The 20,237-nt window shown below is 67.1% G+C and carries 20 protein-coding genes; 8 read left to right on the top strand and 12 right to left on the bottom strand.

Annotated features, from left to right (window positions below; translation table 11 throughout):
* On the top strand, positions 1 to 276 hold a 276-nt coding region (locus tag ABZ795_RS22980), incomplete at its 5' end, for an IS3 family transposase (RefSeq protein WP_357531811.1).
* Positions 277 to 303: 27 nt separating this feature from the next.
* Here ABZ795_RS22980 and ABZ795_RS22975 read toward each other — a convergent pair.
* From ABZ795_RS22975 to ABZ795_RS22950, 6 genes are all read right to left on the bottom strand, one after another.
* Complete coding sequence (locus tag ABZ795_RS22975; RefSeq protein ID WP_327026617.1) at positions 304 to 537, bottom strand: NAD-dependent epimerase/dehydratase family protein; 234 nt, start codon at positions 535 to 537, stop codon at positions 304 to 306.
* Positions 538 to 547: 10 nt separating this feature from the next.
* On the bottom strand, positions 548 to 1,057 hold the full coding sequence (locus tag ABZ795_RS22970) for a flavin reductase family protein (RefSeq protein ID WP_327026616.1): 510 nt from the start codon (positions 1,055 to 1,057) through the stop codon (positions 548 to 550).
* A 382-nt stretch (positions 1,058 to 1,439) separates the two neighbouring features.
* Entirely contained in the window at positions 1,440 to 3,869 is a 2,430-nt protein-coding gene (gene uvrA / locus ABZ795_RS22965) for an excinuclease ABC subunit UvrA (protein ID WP_357531810.1), read from the bottom strand.
* A gap of 294 nt (positions 3,870 to 4,163) precedes the next feature.
* Positions 4,164 to 5,045 carry a glucose-1-phosphate thymidylyltransferase RfbA gene (gene rfbA / locus ABZ795_RS22960; protein WP_327026614.1) on the bottom strand — a complete coding sequence of 294 codons (882 nt, stop codon included), beginning with the start codon at positions 5,043 to 5,045 and terminating at the stop codon, positions 4,164 to 4,166.
* Between the two features lies 1 nt (position 5,046).
* Positions 5,047 to 6,159: a DegT/DnrJ/EryC1/StrS family aminotransferase gene (locus ABZ795_RS22955; protein ID WP_327026613.1), complete on the bottom strand. Its 1,113-nt coding sequence runs from the start codon at positions 6,157 to 6,159 to the stop codon at positions 5,047 to 5,049.
* Positions 6,156 to 6,788 (bottom strand): dTDP-4-dehydrorhamnose 3,5-epimerase family protein, encoded by a 633-nt coding sequence (locus ABZ795_RS22950; protein ID WP_357531809.1) that lies wholly within the window; start codon positions 6,786 to 6,788, stop codon positions 6,156 to 6,158. The genes ABZ795_RS22955 and ABZ795_RS22950 overlap by 4 nt, the downstream gene beginning before the upstream one ends.
* A gap of 163 nt (positions 6,789 to 6,951) precedes the next feature.
* On the opposite strand from ABZ795_RS22950, the gene ABZ795_RS22945 reads away from it, so the two are divergent.
* A complete protein-coding gene (locus tag ABZ795_RS22945; protein WP_357531808.1) occupies positions 6,952 to 7,845 on the top strand; it encodes an NAD-dependent epimerase/dehydratase family protein in 894 nt (297 codons plus the stop codon).
* Between the two features lie 10 nt (positions 7,846 to 7,855).
* Here ABZ795_RS22945 and ABZ795_RS22940 read toward each other — a convergent pair whose 3' ends face one another.
* Positions 7,856 to 9,067, bottom strand: coding sequence for a class I SAM-dependent methyltransferase (locus ABZ795_RS22940; RefSeq protein ID WP_327026610.1), 1,212 nt, complete (start codon positions 9,065 to 9,067; stop codon positions 7,856 to 7,858).
* A gap of 67 nt (positions 9,068 to 9,134) precedes the next feature.
* Positions 9,135 to 9,914, bottom strand: a complete 780-nt coding sequence (locus ABZ795_RS22935) for a cyclase family protein (protein WP_327026609.1) — start codon at positions 9,912 to 9,914, stop codon at positions 9,135 to 9,137.
* A gap of 164 nt (positions 9,915 to 10,078) precedes the next feature.
* On the opposite strand from ABZ795_RS22935, the gene ABZ795_RS22930 reads away from it, so the two are divergent.
* From ABZ795_RS22930 to ABZ795_RS22915, 4 genes are read left to right on the top strand one after another with little or no spacing between them, the layout of a single operon-like run.
* Positions 10,079 to 11,284: an acyl-CoA dehydrogenase family protein gene (locus ABZ795_RS22930; RefSeq protein WP_327026608.1), complete on the top strand. Its 1,206-nt coding sequence runs from the start codon at positions 10,079 to 10,081 to the stop codon at positions 11,282 to 11,284.
* Between the two features lie 17 nt (positions 11,285 to 11,301).
* On the top strand, positions 11,302 to 11,907 hold the full coding sequence (gene rfbC / locus ABZ795_RS22925; protein ID WP_327026607.1) for a dTDP-4-dehydrorhamnose 3,5-epimerase: 606 nt from the start codon (positions 11,302 to 11,304) through the stop codon (positions 11,905 to 11,907).
* Positions 11,895 to 12,815: an NAD(P)-dependent oxidoreductase gene (locus tag ABZ795_RS22920; RefSeq protein WP_357531807.1), complete on the top strand. Its 921-nt coding sequence runs from the start codon at positions 11,895 to 11,897 to the stop codon at positions 12,813 to 12,815. The genes rfbC and ABZ795_RS22920 overlap by 13 nt, the downstream gene beginning before the upstream one ends.
* Positions 12,812 to 14,245, top strand: a complete 1,434-nt coding sequence (locus ABZ795_RS22915) for an NDP-hexose 2,3-dehydratase family protein (protein WP_327026605.1) — start codon at positions 12,812 to 12,814, stop codon at positions 14,243 to 14,245. Before ABZ795_RS22920 ends, ABZ795_RS22915 begins: the two co-directional genes overlap by 4 nt.
* A gap of 51 nt (positions 14,246 to 14,296) precedes the next feature.
* Here the strand turns inward: ABZ795_RS22915 and ABZ795_RS22910 are convergent, their stop codons facing one another.
* Together ABZ795_RS22910 and ABZ795_RS22905 are read right to left on the bottom strand one after the other, a co-directional pair.
* Positions 14,297 to 15,406: a DegT/DnrJ/EryC1/StrS family aminotransferase gene (locus ABZ795_RS22910; protein ID WP_357531806.1), complete on the bottom strand. Its 1,110-nt coding sequence runs from the start codon at positions 15,404 to 15,406 to the stop codon at positions 14,297 to 14,299.
* 38 nt (positions 15,407 to 15,444) lie between these two features.
* Positions 15,445 to 15,615 carry an acyl carrier protein gene (locus tag ABZ795_RS22905; RefSeq protein WP_327027156.1) on the bottom strand — a complete coding sequence of 57 codons (171 nt, stop codon included), beginning with the start codon at positions 15,613 to 15,615 and terminating at the stop codon, positions 15,445 to 15,447.
* A gap of 858 nt (positions 15,616 to 16,473) precedes the next feature.
* Between ABZ795_RS22905 and ABZ795_RS22900 the strand changes: the two genes are divergently transcribed.
* A complete protein-coding gene (locus tag ABZ795_RS22900; RefSeq protein WP_327026603.1) occupies positions 16,474 to 17,334 on the top strand; it encodes an AfsR/SARP family transcriptional regulator in 861 nt (286 codons plus the stop codon).
* A gap of 215 nt (positions 17,335 to 17,549) precedes the next feature.
* Here ABZ795_RS22900 and ABZ795_RS22895 read toward each other — a convergent pair whose 3' ends face one another.
* A complete protein-coding gene (locus tag ABZ795_RS22895; protein ID WP_327026602.1) occupies positions 17,550 to 18,287 on the bottom strand; it encodes a class I SAM-dependent methyltransferase in 738 nt (245 codons plus the stop codon).
* 212 nt (positions 18,288 to 18,499) lie between these two features.
* Here ABZ795_RS22895 and ABZ795_RS22890 point away from each other — a divergent pair, with 212 nt between their 5' ends.
* Positions 18,500 to 19,249 (top strand): SDR family oxidoreductase, encoded by a 750-nt coding sequence (locus tag ABZ795_RS22890; protein WP_357531805.1) that lies wholly within the window; start codon positions 18,500 to 18,502, stop codon positions 19,247 to 19,249.
* A 54-nt stretch (positions 19,250 to 19,303) separates the two neighbouring features.
* On the opposite strand, the gene ABZ795_RS22885 is transcribed toward ABZ795_RS22890, so the two are convergent.
* Positions 19,304 to 20,233: an aromatase/cyclase gene (locus ABZ795_RS22885; protein ID WP_357531804.1), complete on the bottom strand. Its 930-nt coding sequence runs from the start codon at positions 20,231 to 20,233 to the stop codon at positions 19,304 to 19,306.
* Positions 20,234 to 20,237: the final 4 nt, after the last annotated feature.

Genomic DNA, 20,237 nt, shown 5'->3' with positions numbered 1-20,237 from the left:
CCCTCGATGGGGTCCGTCGGCGACAGCTACGACGCCCTCATGGAGAACTTCTGGTCGACGTTGAAGATCGAACTCGTCTACCGCACCTCATGGCGCACCCGCGACGAGGCCGAGAACGCGATCTTCACCTACATCGACGGGTGGTACAACACCCGCCGCATCCAAAAGGACCTCGGCTGGCGATCACCAGACGAGTACGAAACCGCCTGGCACTCCGACCAGACACAGCACGACGAGGCAACTATCGTTCAGCCTGAGCCCACCGGCGCCAGGTAACCAACCCTCCGGCAAACCGGGGGAACCTCACTTCAGCAGTCCCAATGCGTACTGGGCATTTGCGGCGTCGCCGTTACAGGCCGCCGTCGAGGAGCCGTGGTGAAGCGCCGTGCTGCCCGCCGCCGCGTCCTGGGTGCGTGCGGTCCGGCCGGCCCTCGCCGTGACGGAGACGTCGCCCGGAACGTCCGGACTGAGCAGGCGGCGTACGTAGTGCGAGCATATGAAGCCGGTACCGCCGGTTACCAGGGTGCGTTTAGTCATGGCAGAACCTTCAGTCGCTTGATGCCAAGGACCGGAAGGTTCCGGCCGCGCCACCGAAGAGGATCAGTGGGGTGCGGTCCGCGCGCCGTGCACAGTGTTCCACCCGGCCCACTACGATCACGTGATCGCCGGCCACGTGCTCGGCCTGCTGCCGCACCTCGAACCAGGCGATGGCCCCGCCGATGATCGGCGAGCCGCCGGGTGCCGGACGCCAGTCGCATCCGGCGAACCGGTCAACACCGCGGACGGCGAAGCGATCGCACACCGCGCGCTGGTCCGCGCCCAACACGTTGACGCACCAGCGATTCGCCGTGCGTAGCAGCGGCCATGTCGTGCTGGTGACCGCCACGCAGAACGACACCAGCGGCGGATCAAGCGACACGGAGGTGAACGAGCTGATGGACATTCCCGCCGGACGTGCGGGCGTGCCGCTCATGCCGGTCACGACCACGACTCCTGTGGCGAAACTGCTCAGGACAGATCGGTACGCCCGCGTCGCCGGCACGGTGGATGCGGCCATCGGTCCTCCCCACTCGCCGTTTACGAGTTCACCTTGGACGGCGTGGCTAGAGGCTCACTCGGCGCTCTCTGGAGTACCGCGGTCCGGCGGCGGCCGGTCTCCGCTGCCGCAGGCCCTTCCGGAACAGTGCAGCACCGGTCAGCCGCTGGCCAGCGAAGACCAAGCACTGATGAGAGGCGAAGTTGCCCGTTCCCCAAAGGTCGAGTGGTGGAGGGCGGCGATCGGCAGGCCGGTGCGCATGAACGCGTCCCTCGCGACCGGCCGGCACGCCCGCGTACGTTTGCCGAGTGGGCGGTCGCCCACGTGGACGCCCCCGGTGAACGCCACCGTGCCCGGCCTGGGAATCCGGGCCGGGCACGGTTCATCCGAACGGGGGATCGGGTCAGAGGCGCAGAGAGCGCCGTAAATAGTGGGCGGTGTGACCGTTCCCGGCGGCGATCTGCTCGGGCGTGCCGGTGCCGATCAGCCGGCCGCCGTCGTCGCCGCCCTCCGGCCCCAGGTCAATGATCCAGTCGGCCACCTTGGCCACATCGAGGTTGTGGGTGACGGTGACGACGGTGTGGCCCTTGCTCACCAGGTCGTGCATGACCTTCAGCAGCCGGTCGATGTCGCTGGAGTGCAGCCCTGTGGTCGGCTCGTCGAGCAGATAGAGCGTGTGACGTCCGGCGCGGCGCTGCAGCTCGCTGGAGAGCTTGATCCGCTGGGCCTCGCCACCCGAGAGGGTGTTCGCGGGCTGGCCGATCCGGATGTAACCGAGCCCGACCTCGCGCAGCGTTCGGAGTGGACCGGTGATCGCCGGCTCTCCGATGAAGAACTCTGCGGCCTCGTCAATCGGCATCTCCAGCACTTCGGCGATGGTCTTGCCGCGGTAGCGCGCCCGCAGGGTCTCCTCCTTGTAGCGCTTGCCGAGGCACACCTCGCAGGGGAGGTAGACGTCCGGCAGGAAGTGCATCTCGATCTGCACGGTGCCGTCGCCGGAGCAGGCCTCGCAGCGCCCGCCGGGCGAGTTGAAGGAGAACTGGCCGGGCTTGAAGCCACGCCGCCGTGACTCCTCGGTCGCCGCGAACGCCTTGCGGATGGCGTCGAAGATCCCGGTGTACGTCGCCGGTGTCGACCGGCCTGACCGGCCGATCGGTGACTGGTCTACCCGGATTACCCGGTCGATCAGGGAAAGCCCGTCGATGCCGTCGTGCGGTGCCGGTTCCGGCGCGGTACCGCCCAGCGACCGTTCCGCCGCGCGCCAGAGGGTGTGGTCGACGAGCGTCGACTTCCCAGCCCCCGACACACCGCAGACCGCGACGAAACAGCCGAGCGGGAACGCGACGTCGACGCCCGTGAGGTTGTTGCCGCGGGCGTTGCGGACCACGATCTCCTGCCCGGCGCGGGGTGGCCGGCGCCGCTTGGGCACCGTGATTCCGCGCTCTCCGCTCACGTACCCGCCGGTGAGTGACTTGTGGTCGGTGAGCAGCTCGCTGACCGGCCCGGCGAAGATCAACTGCCCGCCCAGCTCACCCGCACCCGGTCCCATCTCGACGACGTGGTCGGCCGCCTCGATCATGTGGTGGTCGTGCTCGACCACGATCAGGGTATTGCCGTGGTCGCGCAGCCGACGCAGGGTGGCGATCAGTTCCTCGGTGTCCTTGGGGTGCAGCCCGGCCGTCGGCTCGTCCAGCACGTAGAGCAGGCCGAACAGCCGGCTGCCGAACTGGCTCGCCAACCGGATGCGTTGTGCCTCGCCGCCGGAGAGCGTCCGGGCCGGGCGGTCCAGCGTGAGGTAGCCCAGGCCGACGTCCGCGAGCGACCGCAGCCGGTCCACGATCTCGTCTACCGCCTGCGCGATCACCTTGCGGTCCCGGTCGCCGACCACCAGGTTCTCGAAGAACCGGCGGACCGAGCTGACCGGCATCGAGGTGAGCTCGGCGATACCCACGCCGTCGACCTTGACCGCTAGTTGCTCGGGGCGCAGCCGGCCGCCGCCGCAGCCGGGGCACACGACGTCACGCATGAACGCCTGCAGGACCAGGCCGCCGCCCTCGAGCCGGGTGCGTTCGTACCGTTGGTGGATCCAGGGAATGACGCCGAGCAGGACCGAGTCGCCGACCGGAATACTCTCGGCGTGCAGCAGCCGTTGACGCAACTCCTCCGGCAGGGTGCGCCAGGGTGACAGCATGCTGCGGCCCTCGGCCTCCATGAACGCGGCCAGCATCCGGCGTTCCGCGTCGGCGCGGACCGCCTTGCTGAGCTTGCTCTCCGCGGTCTTGTTGGCCGGCGCCTTCCACGGGGCGATCGCACCGTCCGCCAGTGCTCGGCCCTCATCCGGCACGATCAGGTCCTCCTGGACCTCCAGCCGGGTGCCCAGACCGGTGCAGTCCGGGCACTGGCCGAAGGGCAGATTGAAGGAGAAGGAGCGGCTCGCCAGATCCGGCGTCGCGGTGCTGTGACCGTCGGGGCAAACCAACTGCTCACCGTCGGCGCGCAGCGGCTGGTCGCACACCGTGCAGTGGGCGCGGCCCGCCTGGCCGTAGACCACCCGGACCAGGTCGTAGACCTCGGTGACGGTGCCGACGGTGGAGCGCGGGCTCCGCGACGCGGAGGTCCGCTGGTCGACGGCGACCGCGTTGCACAGGCCCTCGATGCGGTCCACATCAGGCTTGTCCATTTCCGTGATGAACTGCCGCGCGTAGGTGGACATCGACTGCACCTGGCGGCGCTGGGCCTCGGCATACACGGTGTCGAAGGCTAGAGACGATTTACCGGAGCCCGAGACCCCGGTGAAGACGATCAACTGACGGTGCGGCAAATCGAGGTCCACGTTGCGTAGATTGTGGACCCGCGCGCCGCGCACGGTGAGCTGACTCGGAAGCTCTGCCGACTTACTCTCGGGCACAGTTGTGCCCGGGTACGAAACCACTCTGAGGATCCCCTATCGGCTTGTCGCGGGGTGACAGGAGCCGACTGTAACCGAGTCCGCAGCAATGCGGCAACCCTTTCCGGATCTCCCGGATTGTATTTCTCTCCATGAGGGGCTTGATAGCATGAATTCAGATCTGTCAAGTCTTCTGCTTTCCGGCGCGCCATTTAAGAGGCGGGGTTGAATGGGTCCCGGTCAGTGCGCTTCGGCGAGTTCGCGCGCGATCGCCATGACGTACTGGCCGTAGCTGGAGTTGCTCATCCGGGCGCCCAGCGAGTGGCAGGCGGCGGCGTCGATGAAGCCCATCCGCAGCGCCACCTCCTCCACACAGGCGATCCGCACCCCCTGACGCTGCTCCAGGGTCTGCACGTACTGGCTGGCCAGCATGAGTGAGTCCGGCGTGCCGGTGTCCAGCCAGGCGAACCCGCGGCCCAGATCCACGAGCGTCGCGGTGCCGCGCTCGATGTAGGTCTGGTTGATGTCGGTGATCTCCAGTTCGCCCCGGGCCGACGGCCGGAGGTTTTTCGCGATGTCGACCACCGTGTTGTCGTAGAGATAAAGGCCGGTGATCGCCCGGTTGGATCGGGGACGGGCCGGCTTCTCCTCGATCGATATCAGCCGGCCGTCGGCGTCGATCTCGCCGACACCGTACCGTTCGGGGTCGGTGACCGGGTAACCGAACAATACGCATCCGCGCACCTCGCGGGTACGTGCCGCGAGCACCTCGGAGAACGCCGGCCCGTGAAAGATGTTGTCGCCGAGCACCAGGGCCGCGTCGTCGTCGCCGATGTGGTCGGCCCCGATGATGAAGGCCTCCGCCAGGCCGTTGGGCTCGGCCTGGCCGGCGTAGCCCACCTGGAGCCCCAGGTGGGCGCCGTCGCCGAGGAGCCGGCGGAACTGCGGCAGGTCGGCCGGGGTGGAGATGACCAGGATGTCCCGGATCCCGGCGAGCATGAGAACCGACAGCGGGTAGTAGATCATCGGCTTGTCGCCGACCGGCAGAAGCTGCTTGGAGATGGCCAACGTGATCGGGTGTAGTCGGGTGCCGGAGCCGCCGGCCAGGATGATGCCCTTCACGTCACCACCCCGAGTCGACCGTGTCGGCGATGTACTCGCGCTGGTCGTCCGAAACCCACCAGCCGACCGGGATGCAGACCAAGCGCTTGTCAACCACGTCCAGGGCGGGCAGCTGGTCGACGTAGTCGCGTACACAGGTGTGCACGTCGTTGCGCATGTGCACCTGGCTCACCATCACGCCCGCCGCGTCCATCCGCTTGATGAACGCGTCCCGGTCGTCCACCTGCAGTGGATAGATCCAGAACGAGGACTGCCGGTCCGGGGCGCGCTGGGTGAGCGTCAACCCGGGTACGCCCGCGAGCCGGCTGTCGTAGTACGCGGCGTTATCTCGGTGCCGCCGCAGCACCTCGTCGGAGTGCGAGAGATTGGCGAGGCCGATCGCCGCGTTGATGTCGCTCATGTGGAACTTGTAGCCCCACTCCTGGACGTCGGGCGGGTTTCGAAGCCGGTCCGGACCCTCTCGGTCGATGCCGAACCACCGCAGCAGCTTGGCCCGGCGGTGCAGTTCCTCGTTCGGCAGTACGATCAGGCCGCCGTCGCCGCAGGTCAGATGCTTGATGGCCTGGAAGCTGAAGACCGAGATGTTGCCGTGATTGCCGAGCGGGACGTCTCGGTAGGTGGCGCCCCAGGCGTGCGCGCAGTCCTCGATCACCATCGGCCGGTGGCCGTGGATCGCTTCGGCCCGGTCGAGGATCCCGCGCAGCCGGTCCAGGTCCACCGGGTAACCGGCGAAGTGCACGATCATGATTGCCCGGGTGTTCGCGGTGATCTTTCGGGCCAGGTCGTCCAAATCGACGTTCAGCGTGGCCGGGTCGACGTCGACCCACCGGATGTCCAGGCCGTTGGCCAGGATCGTCCAGTTGGTGGCCTCCATGGTCAGTGGCGTGGAGAGAACCTCACCGCCGGGGGTCGATCCCGTGACCAGACGCAGCGCCAGATGCAGACCCGCAGTCGCGCTGTTCAGCGTCGCTACGTGCGGGTTGCCGATCCGATCGGCCAGCTCGCGCTCGAACTGCTCGACCTTCGCGCCTTGGCCGATCTGTCCGCTCGCCACGACAGCGGCGATGGCGTCCGGGGCCTGCGCCGACATCGGTACCCGGAACAGCGGAATCATCGCAGCGCTTCCCGGCTGCCGCCGCCGGCCCGCAGCCGGCGCGCCTCGCCGAGCGCCAAACATTCGGCATACGTGGGCAGCATCCCCAGGTCGAGGGCCTGCCGCAGGGTCGGCGCGGCCCGGTCCTTGTCAGACAAGATCGGTTCGCCATGCTGCGGCCACGGCAGGGACAGGGCCGGGTCGAATGGATTGATCTGGAACGAGGCTGCCGGGCTGTAGATGCTGGAGCACAGGTAGACCACGGTGGCCTCGTCACCGAGCGGAGCAAATCCGTGGACCAACCCCTCGGCCAGGTAGAGCGCTTCGCGCCGTTCGTCGTCCAGCCGCACCGGGACGTGGTCGCCGAACGTCGGGGAACCGATGCGGGTGTCGACGACAATGTCGATGATCGCTCCGCGCACGCACGTGGCGTACCGGGCCTGGCCCGGCGGTATCGCGACGCCGTGCAGGCCGCGGACCGTGCCGAGGCGCGACGATGAGCAGTTGACCTGAGCCACCTCCAACGGATGGCCGATCGTCTCCTCGAAATCCGGTTGGTTGAATATCTCGAGAAAGACGCCTCGGCTATCCGGAAAGATCTGTGGTCGGATGAGATAAGCACCCTCCAAACCCAACGGCTCAATCCGCATTGGATCTCCTCCCATATCCGATATTGGTCCACGCTATCGACGCGAGCTAGTAGGTCGGTCGAAGCGGGCTAGGGGTTGATCGGCGTTGCTTGTCGGAAACACATCAACTCAGTACGGTCGGAGCGCAGGAACTCCGGAATTACCTATGCCCCTGGGAGTCGATATGCCGCGCGTTGCCGTGATTGGCGCGACAGGTTGTGTGGGCCGGCAGATTTGCGCGACATTCTCCGCTGCCGGGCACGACATTCTCGCCGTCGCACGGAAGGCTGGTGTTCCGCACGCCGCCGGCCTCGAGTTCGTCGAGCTGGATGTCGCCGCCACCGACGCCGCGACCATCGGGGTGCTGTTCGCCGAGCGGCACGTCGATGTCGTGGTCAACGCGGCTGGCCGGTGGGGTCCGACGCGGGCGGAAATGGTGCACTCGCACCTGGGCGTGGTCCAGCGTCTGGTCGAAGCGGTTGCGCTGATGGAGCGGGCGCCCCGCCTTGTGCACATCGGTTCGGTGCACGAGTATGGCCCGCTGCCTGTCGGGACGTCCCTCGACGAGTCCGCCGTACCGCGGCCGCGCACCGCCTACGCGCAGATCAAGCTGGCCTGCTCGACGGCCGTGATGGCCCTCGGCGGCGTCGTGCTGCGCGCCACCAACATGTACGGCCCGCACCCGCCGGAGGAGACCTTCTTCGCCGTTCTCCTCCGGCGGCTGCGGGCTGCTATGGACACCGACGAGATCGTAGAGCTGTCCGTCGCCGACGCGCGACGAGACTTCGTCGATGTTCGGGACGTCGCGAGCGCAGCCCTGGCCGCCGCCTCGGCGTCGCTGTCCGGATGTGCGATCAACATCGGCAGCGGCCGAGCCGCCGACATGCGGGACCTGGTCACGTCGTTCGTGGCCGAGGCCCGGTTCCCGACAGAGCGGTTGCGAATTGCCCAGCGGGAGGTTCCGAGTCACGGCGGTGAATGGATCCAGGTGGACATCCGTGCGGCCCGGCAACTGATGGACTGGCGTCCCCGTTTCACGGTCCAGGAATCGTTGAGCGCCATGTGGCATGCGGCCTGAGCGGACGCCGTCAGGTGATTCGTACGTCCGGAACGTAGGTGATCCAGCGACCGCCGGCTTTGTGGAATGCCTCTTCCTTGACCTGGATCTCCTCCGCGTGGTTCCACGCGAACAGCACCGCGAAGTCGGGCCGGGTCTCGGCCAGTTCGGACGCCGGCCGAACGGGAATGTGCGACCCAGGCATGAGCCGGCCGTGCTTGGCCGGCGTCGTGTCGTAGACGACGTCCACCAGGTCTGGACCGATGCCGCAGTAGTTGGTGACCGTGGCGCTCTTCGCGGTGGCGCCATATCCGGCCACCCGCTTGCCCTCCGCGCGCAGCTTGCGCAGCAACTCCACCAGTTCGCCGCAGATCCGCTTCACGTCCGCGCCGAAACGCTCGAAGGTCGCCGGATCGGTGAGACCGCGGTCGCGTTCCTCGTCGGCCAGCGCGTCCACCGCCGGGCTGACCGGCCGCGCGCCGGTCCGGGCGATGGTGTACCGCACCTCACCACCGTGTACTGGCAGCCGTCGTACGTCCACCAGTTCGAAGCCGAAGCGGCGGGCGGCGGTGCGTACCGAGTTGACCGAGAAGAGGAAGAAGTGCTCGTCGTAGATCTGGTCGAACGTGTTGAGTTCGATGATGTCGCCCAGATACGGGTCTTCGAACACGAACACGCCCTCAGGCGCCAGCAAAGCCTCCACACCTCGGAAGATCGAGTCCAGGTAGGGGATGTGGCAGATGGTATTCGCCGCGAAGATGACGTCGGCAGGCCCGTCCGACTCGCGGATCCGGACCGCCGAAGACTCCTCGAAGTAGTCCGTCAGCACCCGTATCCCGTCGGCTCGGGCCAGTTCGGCGACCCCGAGGGACGGCTCAAAGCCCAGGTGTCTGATGCCCGCCTCGCGAAACGTCCGCAGCATCACACCGTCGTTGCAGCCGATCTCGACGATGAACGGATCCGTACCGGTCAGTTCGGTGTCGAGGAAGTCACGCGCGGTCTGCTCAAAATGTTCACGCATGCGCGCCGAGCCCGACGAATGGTACGGGTAGTCCGCGTGGAACATGCGGTCGCGCGGCACCTCGTCCAGAAGCTGGACCATGGAACAGTCCTCGCAGACGCCGACGGCGAGCCGGAAGAAGAACTCGTTGGATACCTCGTCAGCGCGCAAAAAGGTATCGGACAGGGGTTGGCGTCCGAAGTCGAAGAACTCGCTAACGGCTCCGCCGCAGATACGACACATGTGCTCTCCTCGTGGTCGGGCTGAATCTCACGCTGCTCGCCGTCCAGTGACGATCTCCGCCGGGGCGTCAGTCATCGACCATCGCCACCGCCCTCGCCCATCCTGCGCCGCCCCCGGTGATCTTGACTGGGAAGCACGCCACCCGGAACCCGTGCGGGCCCGGCAGCGCGTCGAGGTTGGCCAACCGTTCGATCTGGCAGTACTCCCGGTCCCGGCCGGCGAAATGCGCGGGCCAGAGCACCGAGCGGTCGTTCGTCCGGCGGTACCGCGCGAGGATGTCGCCGAACGGTGCGTCCAGGCTGAACGCGTCCGTGCCAATCACCCGCACGCCCAGATCCAGCAGCAGGTGCACGGCCGGGCCGTCCAGGCCGACGAAGTCGGTGAAGTACTCCCGCGTACCCGCCCGACGCGGCGCGCCGGTATGAAGCAGGACGATGTCCAGCGGCTCAGGCCGGTGACCGATCCGGGCGAATTCCTTGTTGAGCTCGTCGGCGCCCACCGCGCCGGTGCCGTGGCCGGTCAGGTCCAGCACCACGGCTGGGCGGAAGAACCAGTCCAGCGGCATCTCGTCGATGTGCCGGGGGGTCCCGGTGCCATAGGAAGCTCGCGAACCGTAGTGCGACGGCGCATCCACGTGCGTACCGGTATGGGTGGTCAACGTCATCCGGTCCAGCGACAGGAACTCGCCGTCCGGCAACTCGTCCGGGTCGAACTCGACGCCGAAATGCTCGCGCATCTCCGCGCTCATGTGCGCAGCACCCTCGCGTGGGGTGAGCACCTCGTGCCCGACCGGGTCAGGTTCGAACGACGAGGCGTCCACCGGTGAGGACAAATCGATGAATCGCATAGCCACCTCCGGCTACCGGCAACGTCCAGATGGTCGGCCGCTCGGCTCGAAAAGCGGCGGAGCTTCGCTCCAGCGCGACGGCGTGGCAGCGGCTTTCGAGCCGAACTCGAACGACCCGGGACACCATCGGTGCGGAACCAGCCCGATTGGAGGCGGCGCAAGCCATGTCGACAGAGACCGCACGTCACCGCGTGACGGGAGACCTCGTCCAGCCGGTGACCCAGCAGGGTGCCGACCTGCTCGACCTGCTGTCCGCGCACGTACCGCATCTCCAGGCAGGCGCGGCGGCGAACGATCGCAGCGGCACGTTCCCGGCCGAGGTGTTCGAGAACCTGCGCAAGGACGGCGTTCTCGGCGCGACCGTGCCGGTGGAGCTCGGCGGCCTTGGCGTCGATTCCCTGCACGACGTCGCGCTCGCGTTGCGCGAGGTGGCGGAGGCCGACGCCTCCTCGGCCCTCGCGCTGCATATGCAGCTCAGCCGCGGCCTGACCCTCAGCTACGAGTGGCGGCACGGCTCGCCGGCGGCGCGATCGCTCGCCGAACGGCTGCTGCGCCCGATGGGTTCCGGCGAGGCCGTCGTATGCACGACGGTGAAGGACGCCGTCGCGCATCGCAGCGTCAGCACGCTGACTCCCCAGCCGGACGGCACGTGGTTGCTCCAGGGGCGCAAGATGCTGGCCAGCATGGCCCCCATCGCGACGGTGTTCGTCATCTCCGCGCAGGCGGCCGTCGGCGGGGGCGTGCCGGCGCAAGCCGCCGCGGTCGTCGCCCGCGACGCCGCCGGCCTGACCGTGCTGGACAGCTGGAACGGCCTCGGTATGCGGGCGTCCGGCAGCGTGGACGTGGTGATGGACGGATGCGTGGTCAAGGAGGAGGACATCTTCTTTCGTGGACCCGTAGGCCAGCACGACGACGCGGCGCTCGCCGGCCAGACGGTCAGCTCGATCACGATGCTCGGCATTTACATCGGGATCGCCCGCGCGGCACGCGAACTCGCTGTCGAGACGGTTCGCCGGCGCGGCGCCGGGCAGGCGGGCGCGCGCACCCTCGTGGCCGAGGTGGATGCGCGGCTACAGGCGATGCGGGCCACCGTCAGCGTTGCCCTGTCAGTGGCCGACGCACCGGCGACCGGGGACGCGGGTGACCGTGGCCGCCGACTGATGACGTCCTTTCAGCGGGCAAAGCTGTTCGTGAACCGTGTCGCCCCGGAGGTCGTGGGCGACTGTCTCACGTTGATCGGCGGGGCGTCGTACGACGCGGGGCATCCGATGTCCCGGCTCTACCGGGACGTCCGGGCGGGCTCGTTCATGCACCCGTACACCTACGCGGACGCGGTCGACTTCCTGAGCTCTCAGGCGCTCGACTACTGACAAGGAGACAAACCGGCATGCAGACACGTCACTTGTCCGTGCATGGGGCATTCGAATTCACGCCGAAGATATTCCCCGATGATCGCGGTTTGTTCGTGTCACCGTTCCAGCAGGCGGCTTTCGGGGAAGCGACCGGGCGTGCCGGCATCCCGGTGGCGCAGTCCAACCACAGCCGCTCGCGCCGAGGCGTGGTCCGGGGCGTCCACTACACCGTGACGCCGCCGGGAACCGCCAAGTACGTGTACTGTCCGCGTGGCCGCTCGCTGGACATCGTGGTCGACATCCGGGTCGGGTCACCCACGTACGGCAAGTGGGACGCGGTGGTGCTTGACCAGATCGACTTCCGGTCACTGTACCTGCCGGTCGGCGTCGGGCACGCGTTCGTCGCGCTCGAGGACGAGACCGTCATGTCGTACCTGCTGACCAGTCCATACGTCGCCGAGTACGAGTTGTCCGTCTCGGCGCTCGACCCGGCCCTGGGGTTGCCCCTACCGCCGGAACTGGTCCCGGTGCAGTCCGACCGCGACTCTGCCGCGATGACGCTGGACGAGGCCAGACAGCAGGGCCTGCTGCCTGACTACGAAACCTGCCTGCGGGTCGAGAAGGCGTTGTGGCCGGTGTGAACCGTGTCGCGGTGATGGGAGCCAGCGGCAGCGTCGGCCGGCAGGTATGCGCCGCTTTCTCCCGCTCGGGCCAGAGCGTCCTGGCGGTAGCCCGGCGGCCGGCCGATCACCTGTCTGCGTACCGGTTCCGATCGGTGGATCTCGGTGCCGAGACGCCGGAGCACATTGCCGAGATCCTCGTTGCCGAGTCGGCAGACGTGGTGGTCAACGCCACCGGCGGCTGGGGGACCACCGAGCAGGAAATGGAGTACGCGCACGTCGTTTTGACCGGCCGCCTGGTCGAGGCCGTGGCACTCGTGCCGCGGCGGCCACGGCTCGTGCACGTCGGGACCATCCACGAGTACGGCCCGGTGCCCGAGGGGACGCTGATCGACGAGAAGATCGAGCCGGCTCCACAGACGCCGTACGCCCGTACGAAACTGGCTGGCTCGGAGGCGGTCCTGCACGCGGCCCGGGATGGCCGGATCGACGGTGTCGTACTGCGCGCGGTGAATTTGTGCGGTCCGCACCCGGCGCCGCCGAGTTTCCTCGGCTATCTACATCGGCGGCTGCGGGAAGCGACCGACGGAGCCACGCTGGAGCTGTCGATCGCGGACGCCAGACGCGACTACCTCGACGTCCGGGATGCGGCGGAGGCTGTGGTTCTGGCCGCGACGGCGCCGGTGACCGGCCAGGTGATCAACATCGGTCGCAACGAGGCGGTTGACCTGCGTGAGCTTGTGGCGCTCTTCATCGCGGCGGCGGGCTTTCCGCAGGATCGGCTGCGAGTGCTGGACCGGCAGGTGCTCAGCAAGGGCGGCGACTGGACGCGGGCCGACATTCGCCTCGCCCAGCAGGTTCTGGGCTGGCGTCCACGGATCAGCCTGGCGGAGTCTATGGGGGCCATGTGGGAATCGGAGAGCACGTGACGGAGCACCGCTTGCTGCTGAAGCGCGACGATCTCATGCCGGCGCGGATCGCCGAGTCGGTGCTGGCACCGACCGGCGGCCCGGGCGCGATGGTCGACTTCCACCGCTGGCTGGCTGAGCTGGGGGAGCGCTCGTTCACCCGCGCCGAACGCATCCCGCTGGACGCGTTGACCGGCTGGCACACCGATCCCGCGACCGGAGACCTGCGGCACGACAGCGGGAAGTTCTTCACCGTCGAGGGCCTCGACATCCACATGCCCGAAGGGCCGGTCACCCGTTGGAGTCAGCCGATCATCAACCAGCCGGAGATCGGTATCCTCGGCATCCTGGTCAAGCAGATCGACGGCGTGCTGCACTGCCTGATGCAGGCCAAGGCGGAACCGGGAAACTGCAACGGTCTGCAGCTTTCGCCGACCGTCCAGGCCACCCGCAGTAACTACACCCGGGTGCATCTCGGCAAGCCAGTGCCGTACCTGGAGTACTTCCAGGGCGCGGCGGGCCACCACGTCCTCGCCGACGTACGGCAGTCGGAGCAGGGCTCATGGTTCCAACACAAACGCAACCGCAACATGGTGGTGGAGGTGACCGGGGACGTCGAGCTGCTCGACGGCTTCCGGTGGATGACGCTTGGCGAGATTCACCGGCTGTTCCGGATCGACAACGTGGTCACCATGGACGCTCGCACGGTCCTGTCCTGCCTACCGTTCGCGGCTCCCAGCCTGATCGAGCTGTTTCCGCCGGGCGTCGACGGGTTCCGATCGGCGCTGATCCGTTCGTGTAGCCAGGACGAGGGCAGCATGTACAGCTCTAACGACATCCTGAGCTGGATCACCGACAGCCGGACCCGCCGGGATGTCTACACCCGTCGAATACCGCTGAACGCCGTAGAGTCCTGGCACCGCACGAAGGAGAAGATCTCGCACGAGCGCGGCCTGTACTTCGACGTCATCGGGCTCGACGTGCGCGCCAGTGGCCGCGAGGTGGCGCGCTGGACGCAACCGGCGATCGTGCCGCACGGGGTGGGTGTGGTCGCCTTCCTGGTGCGGGTGATCGGCGGAGTGTTGCACGTTCTCGTGCACGCCCGGGCCGAACCCGGCTTCGTAGACGCCATCGAGCTAGCGCCCACGGTGCAGTGCATTCCCGACAACTTCGACCCGCTGCCCGAGGTGGCGCGTCCTCGGTTCCTTGACTACGTGTTGCGGGCCGATCCCGGCCAGATCCGGTTCGACACCGAGTTGTCGGAGGAGGGCGGGCGTTTTTACCACGCCCGTAACCGCTACCTCATCATCGAGACGGACCTCGACGCGGACGCGCCGGACTTCCGTTGGCTGACCTTGCACCAGTTGGTGGATCTGCTGCGGCACAGCCACTACCTCAACGTCCAGGCTCGCAGCCTGGTCGCCTGCCTGCACAGCCTGTCTGTGGGCTGACAACGTCACATACCCGGCGCCGCATCGGCGCCGGGTACGTGGACCGACGGGTCAGAACTCCGCGACGACTTTGCGGAGAACCTCGATCACCCGGTTCTGGGTGTCGAGGGACATCGACGGATACATCGGCAGCGAGAAGATCTCCTTGGCCGCGGCCTCGGTCACAGGCAATGAACCCGTGGCGTAACCAAGATGCGCAAAGCCCGACATGGTGTGCACCGGCCAGGGATAGCTGATGTTCAGCTGAATGTCGTACGCGCGTAGCGCGTCGAGGATGGCATCGCGTTTTGGATGCCGCACCACGTACACGTAGTAGACGTGGTCATTGCCGGGTGCCACCTTCGGCAGCACGATCCCGGTGCCGGCGAGCCCGTCGACATACCGTGCGGCGATCGCCCGCCGGCCCTCGATGTAGGCGTCCAGCCGGCGTAGCTTGCGGCGCAGGATTTCCGCGTGGACCTCGTCCAGCCGGGCATTGTGACCGGGTGTCTGCACGACGTAGTAGCGCTCCTCCATGCCGTAATAGCGCAGGCGCTTCAGGCTGCGCTCGGTCTCGTCGCTTGAGGTGATCACGGCGCCGCCGTCACCGTACGCCCCCAGCACCTTCGTGGGGTAGAACGAGAAGGCGGCCGCGTCACCCATGGTCCCGGCGAGCCGGCCGGCGCGGCGGGCGCCGTGCGACTGGGCGCAGTCCTCGAGGATGGCCAGGCCGTGTCGGGCGGCGAGTCGCGCGAGCGGATTCATGTCCACACACTGGCCGTAGAGATGGACCGGCAGTAGGCAGGCGGTGAACTTGGTGACTGCGGCGGCCACCTGGTCGGTGTCCATCAGGTAGGTCTCAGGATCGACGTCCACGAACACCGGCTTGGCGCCTACGGCGTCGATGGCCACCACCGTGGGTGCCGCAGTGTTGGACACCGTTATCACCTCGTCTCCGCGCCCGACACCGAGGGCCTGCAGACCGAGCTTGATGGCGTTGGTCCCGTTGTCCACACTGATGCAGTGTGCGACGCCGTGGTAGGCGGCGAACTCCTCTTCGAAGCCGCGTACGCTCCGGCCCAGGACGAGCTGGCCGGAGCGAAAGACCGAGTCGACCGCGTCAAGGATGTCGTCGCGTTCCTTCTCGTATTCCTCGAGGTAGTCCCAGACGTAGGTGGTCATAACTTCGCTGCGCCTCCCGCGTTTCGAAGCCGTCGGCGTCAGACGCCGGCCAGCTGCACATTGATGTAGTTCACAACCGCCTGTGGAGTTTTTTTTCGGTCGGTTGCCTCGTCCGGGACGCTGATCCGCAGACCGTCCTGTAGGCGGGTGACGAGCTCGTAGGCCACGAGCGAGTCATAGCCCAGGTCGCCGAACTGTTCGTGCGTGATTCATGTCGTTCACCGCCGTCGCGTTGTCCGAGCCGAGGCACTCATCGATGATCTCCCGTAGGTCCGCGATGGTGAATCGGCGCATGGCGGCATCCTGGTACCGCGCCCTAGAGCGGCGGTCGAGGCGTGCTGTGGCGTAGCTCTAGGGCAGTTCTTGACCAGTCTTCGAGCCGATCAAACGAACCTGATCGGGTGACCAAGGCGCTCGGGACGATCACTCGCGGGCGATGCCGAATGCTGACAGTGGACGCTCACCGGTCGGAGCCGATAGTGTCTAACGTAGAACTTTCACCAGATCGGCTCGACCGAGAAGTGGATCGAGAACCGGTCGGGCATCCGTAGCCGGCGGTTCGCAGGTGCGGACGAGACCCTGTTGGACATGGCGGTCAAAGCCGGTGCAAAGGCATTGCTGGAGGCCGGAATCCAGGCCGAGCAGGTTCGCTCATCGGAGGTGTCTATCCACCACTAGCTGCGCCCACATCAGCTGCGCGAGGATCCGATCGCTGCGGCGGTCGAAATGCGACGCCTTGCGTACCGCGACATTGAGGCGACATGCACGCTGGTCACTACAATCGGCCTGGCTGCGCCCATTGTCGCCGTCGTTGCTGGCGATGCGGACGGACTATGTGGGATTCCCAATTCGACACTGCGGCTGCTGCGCCGCAGTGTGCACATTGACCGCGACTTAGCTGGTCAGGGCGTAATGGCGGCCGACTGGCGTCGGTGAGCCATGGTTGGTCAGAGTTGGAGGTGCCTATTATCTACTCACACACGTCATTGTAAATCTTGTTCTCGGGTCGAACGGTCGTGTAGGGTCGATGTGCCGGGCGAGTTTCGTCTGACTGCGGGGGTGTTCGCGTGCTTAAGAATATTGTCGAGTTCGGCATCCTGGGTCCGTTGTCCTTGACGGTGAATGGCATAAACCATGCACCGAGCGCGCCGAAGCTCCGTAGCATTCTGGCAGTGCTGCTGGTTCATGCTGGTCAGGCGGTGCCGGTGTCATCACTCATTCGCGAGTTGTGGGACGAAGATCCGCCGGCAAGTGGATTGACGACATTGCAGACGTATATCTTGAACTTGCGGAAACTGTTGGCGAGGGTAACCGGTATATCGGCCGCTGAGATATCGAAGAACGTGCTGGTAACCAAGGCCGGTGGTTACGTTCTGCAAGTCGACTCCGGAATCCTCGACGTGCATCAGTACCACTCCCTCGTGACGGCGGCCCGAGAGGCACTCTCCGCCGGGGACGACGAGACCGGCGTCCGGAAGATGACCGACGGCCTGCGGCTCTGGCGGGGCCCCGCGCTGGTGGACGTGCCGATAGGACCGGTGCTCGAGTCCAAGCGCCGACAGTTCGAGGAGTCTCGGCTGGTCGTCCTGGAGTACCTGGTCGACGCCGAACTGCGGTTGGGGATGTACCGCGAAGTGCTCACTGAGTTGGCCGCGCTCACTGTGGAAAATCCGCTCCACGAGGGCATACACGCGCAGTACATGCTCGCGCTTTACCACAGCGGCCGGCGCGCTCAGGCGCTGCAGGTCTTCCACCGGTTGCGCGGGGATCTGGTCAACGAACTCGGTCTCGAGCCTGGGCCGTCAGTGCAGCGTCTGCATCGTGCGGTGCTGAATGCCGAAGTCGTCGTCGAGGACCAGCTGTCCGTCAGCCGGTCGCTCGGCGACATTGTTGGCACCTCCGCCTGGGGCAACGCCCGTCAGTATTGATCGGGTGCCGAGCATTCCGCTAAGTCGGGTCCCCGCCGCCAGGTTGTACGGCGATTCCGGCCGGGTCGGGCTGACCGTGGTCGGCGCTGCCGTCGGTCCCGGACGATGTCCCGGTGCTGGTGAACGCGCTGCTGCCAACCTGCGCCGCGCTCCTCAGCCACAGTCGATCGGGCACTCTGGCCACGGCACTGGTGCGCGGGGTGCCGCTGAACGCCTCAGGCGCTACGGGTACCGATGAACAGGCCACGGCCGGCCGGGACGATTGGCTCCGGGCCGGCCGGGTTGGGGGGCAGGAACTCGGCAGTGCAGCCCGCGTCGGTGAAGGCGCCGAGATACTCCTGCAGGGTGAACAGCGAGAGGTAATCGACCTCGGTGAACTGGGTGATCTCGGCTGGCGAGGCGATCAGGTACCGCACCTCTAGCCGGGTGACGTTGTTCGCCGCGGTGGAACGGGACACTCGGGCGATCGTGCGGTCGCCGTCACGGATCACCTCGCCGGAGACGTAGCCGTCGATGAACTTCTCTGGGAACCACCACGGCTCGATCACCAGAACACCGCCCGGCACCAGGTGACTGGCCATACACCGGACCGCCGCGCGCATGTCGGCCAGGCCGCCGACGTACGAGATGGCGGTGAACATGCAGGTCACCGCGTCGAATGTGCGACCCAGGTCGAACTCGCGCATGTCGCCGGCGTGCACGGTCACGCCGGGCAGCCGCCGGCCGGCGACCGCGCGCATCGCGGCAGAGAGCTCAAGCCCCTCGGTGTGGTCGAACAAATCGTCGAAACCGGCCAGGTGTGCGCCCGTACCGCAGGCAACGTCCAGCAGTGAGCCGGCCCCGGGGAGCCGGTCGCGGATCAGCCCGGTGAGATACGCCGCCTCCTGACGCCAGTCCTTGCCACGACTGCGATACACCGCCTCGTAGACGTCGGCGAGCTCCGCACCGTACATGAGACCTCCTACTGCTTGGGGATTCGATGTTCGTCGCCGTTCCTCGAGCACGGCTGGACGATGCGTCGAAGCCGGCACGCGAGAGCGGGAGCCCCGCTGCGGGCGTTCGTGGATCCGCCGTGGGACGGTGACCTGACGGTCCGGGAGCGCCGGGCCACCCACGACGACCGTCGGTAGACGTTTTCTTGAGCGGACCCGCCTAGCTTGAACGCATGACCACATCACAAGCGGTTATCATCACCGGCGGCGGGACCGGCATCGGCAGGGCGACCGCGCGGAGGTTCGCCGCCAGCGGCGCTGGCGTTCTCATCGTTGGCCGCTCCGCGGACACGCTTGCCGAGGCCGCCAGCGGCCACCACAACATCAGGACCCTGACCGCTGACGTCACGGCCCCGGATGCTCCGAGAATCATCGTCGATCGGGCTCTGCTCGAGTTCGGCGCGGTTGACGTTCTCGTCAACAACGCCGCGGTGGGTGCGTTCGCCGCGCTCGCCGATCTCGATGCCGACTCAGTGACGGCCCAGTTGGACACCAACCTGTTGGCGCCGATCCTCCTCACCCAATGCGCACTGCAGGCACTGGGAGAGTCCGGTGGCACGGTCGTGAACGTCGGCACGGCGGCGGCGTTGGGGCTGCGGTCCTTTCTGCAGAATTCTGTATACGGTGCTACCAAGGCCGCCCTCGACTTCCTGACGCGGTCGTGGGCGGTGGAGCTGGCTCCGCAGGGAATCCGGGTCGTCGGCGTCGCGCCCGGCGTCATAGCCACCGGCGTCGGGGTACGGGCCGGCATGCCCCAGGAGGCATACGACGGCTTCCTGGAGCACATGAGCACGCGGATTCCAGCCGGACGGGTCGGTACGCCGGACGACATCGCCTGGTGGATCCACCGCCTCACGCAGCCCGAGGCCGCCTATGTCAACGGTACGGTCCTGGCGGTCGACGGAGCGCTCTCGATCACCTGAACGCAACCCGGATGGGCCGCCCCGCGATCACCTCGCCGGGGCGGCTCCGTTCGTTCAGCGGCTTTCTGCGTACGCCTTGGCGTGCCGCAAGGTCGCGAGGCTGTTGCCGCCCAACGCCTGCCGGATCGCCGTCCGGGCCTGCGCGACCGTCGCCGGCCCGCCGAAGGCCGCCGGGATCGCCTTCGGCTCGATCACGACCGTGTGCGTCGACGTGACCACGGTCTTTCCGCCGTCGTCGCGGATCGTCCACTGTCCGTTGTGTACGGCCAACAACGGCGGCATCCTGAGTTGCTTGTAGACGATGCGATCAGAGGGAAAGCACACACGCACCGAGGATGTGATATGCACTTGACCCTGCGGGTTGCGGGTGTCCATGCCGAGCACTTGGAGGTTCGGGGTGTCCTCCTGAAGCGAGACTTTGGCCACGTGCGGCAGCCGGGACGGCCAGTGTTGCGCGGCGTACAGGAACTCGTACACGTCCTTGGCCGCGCCGTCGACGACCACCGAGTCATCGAACGTGAGCAGCAGGTCCCGGTCGTCCTCGCGTTGCTCGGCCGCCGATCTTAACGCCGCCAGCTCCGCGGCGCTGTTGTGGTCGATCGCCCGCAGAATCAACGAGACGCTCTCCGGATCGTCGCCTACCGCGTCGAAGTCATGCAGTAGCCGTACCTCGGTCCTCGTGGCGGACACGGGATCGAGGATCCACGCACCGCCCATCGCCGCCACCGGTGCCTGGGAGACCTCTTGGCGGAAGGTCACCCGCAGCCCTGTCGGATCGAGTTGCCGGCGCGACGTCCAGGCTTTCGGCGCGCCGTTGGCCGTGGCCCAGATGCGGATTCGTTCCTCCGTACCGTTCTGTTGCACGTGGTCGACGTGCACGGTCGGCGGAAAGATTCGCGGCCACTGTCCAACGTCAGCGATCAGGTCGTAGACCACCCGAGCCGGGGCCGCCACGGTGATCCCGTGCTCTGTTCGATGGGACATGATC

It is taken from the genome of Micromonospora sp. NPDC047134 (genome assembly GCF_040643455.1).
In the GTDB taxonomy this organism is placed as follows: Bacteria; Actinomycetota; Actinomycetes; order Mycobacteriales; family Micromonosporaceae; genus Micromonospora.
This window is presented reverse-complemented; position numbering and strand designations above follow the sequence as displayed.

Bases quoted from the DNA above. Each gene is read 5' to 3' on its own strand.
- ABZ795_RS22975 (WP_327026617.1), bottom strand. From the start codon at position 537: ATGACTAAACGCACCCTGGTAACCGGCGGTACCGGCTTCATATGCTCG.
- ABZ795_RS22970 (WP_327026616.1), bottom strand. From the start codon at position 1,057: ATGGCCGCATCCACCGTGCCGGCGACGCGGGCGTACCGATCTGTCCTG.
- ABZ795_RS22955 (WP_327026613.1), bottom strand. From the start codon at position 6,159: ATGATTCCGCTGTTCCGGGTACCGATGTCGGCGCAGGCCCCGGACGCC.
- ABZ795_RS22950 (WP_357531809.1), bottom strand. From the start codon at position 6,788: ATGCGGATTGAGCCGTTGGGTTTGGAGGGTGCTTATCTCATCCGACCA.
- ABZ795_RS22945 (WP_357531808.1), top strand. From the start codon at position 6,952: ATGCCGCGCGTTGCCGTGATTGGCGCGACAGGTTGTGTGGGCCGGCAG.
- ABZ795_RS22940 (WP_327026610.1), bottom strand. From the start codon at position 9,067: ATGTGTCGTATCTGCGGCGGAGCCGTTAGCGAGTTCTTCGACTTCGGA.
- ABZ795_RS22935 (WP_327026609.1), bottom strand. From the start codon at position 9,914: ATGCGATTCATCGATTTGTCCTCACCGGTGGACGCCTCGTCGTTCGAA.
- ABZ795_RS22930 (WP_327026608.1), top strand. From the start codon at position 10,079: ATGTCGACAGAGACCGCACGTCACCGCGTGACGGGAGACCTCGTCCAG.
- rfbC (WP_327026607.1), top strand. From the start codon at position 11,302: ATGCAGACACGTCACTTGTCCGTGCATGGGGCATTCGAATTCACGCCG.
- ABZ795_RS22910 (WP_357531806.1), bottom strand. From the start codon at position 15,406: ATGACCACCTACGTCTGGGACTACCTCGAGGAATACGAGAAGGAACGC.
- ABZ795_RS22895 (WP_327026602.1), bottom strand. From the start codon at position 18,287: ATGTACGGTGCGGAGCTCGCCGACGTCTACGAGGCGGTGTATCGCAGT.
- ABZ795_RS22890 (WP_357531805.1), top strand. From the start codon at position 18,500: ATGACCACATCACAAGCGGTTATCATCACCGGCGGCGGGACCGGCATC.
- ABZ795_RS22885 (WP_357531804.1), bottom strand. From the start codon at position 20,233: ATGTCCCATCGAACAGAGCACGGGATCACCGTGGCGGCCCCGGCTCGG.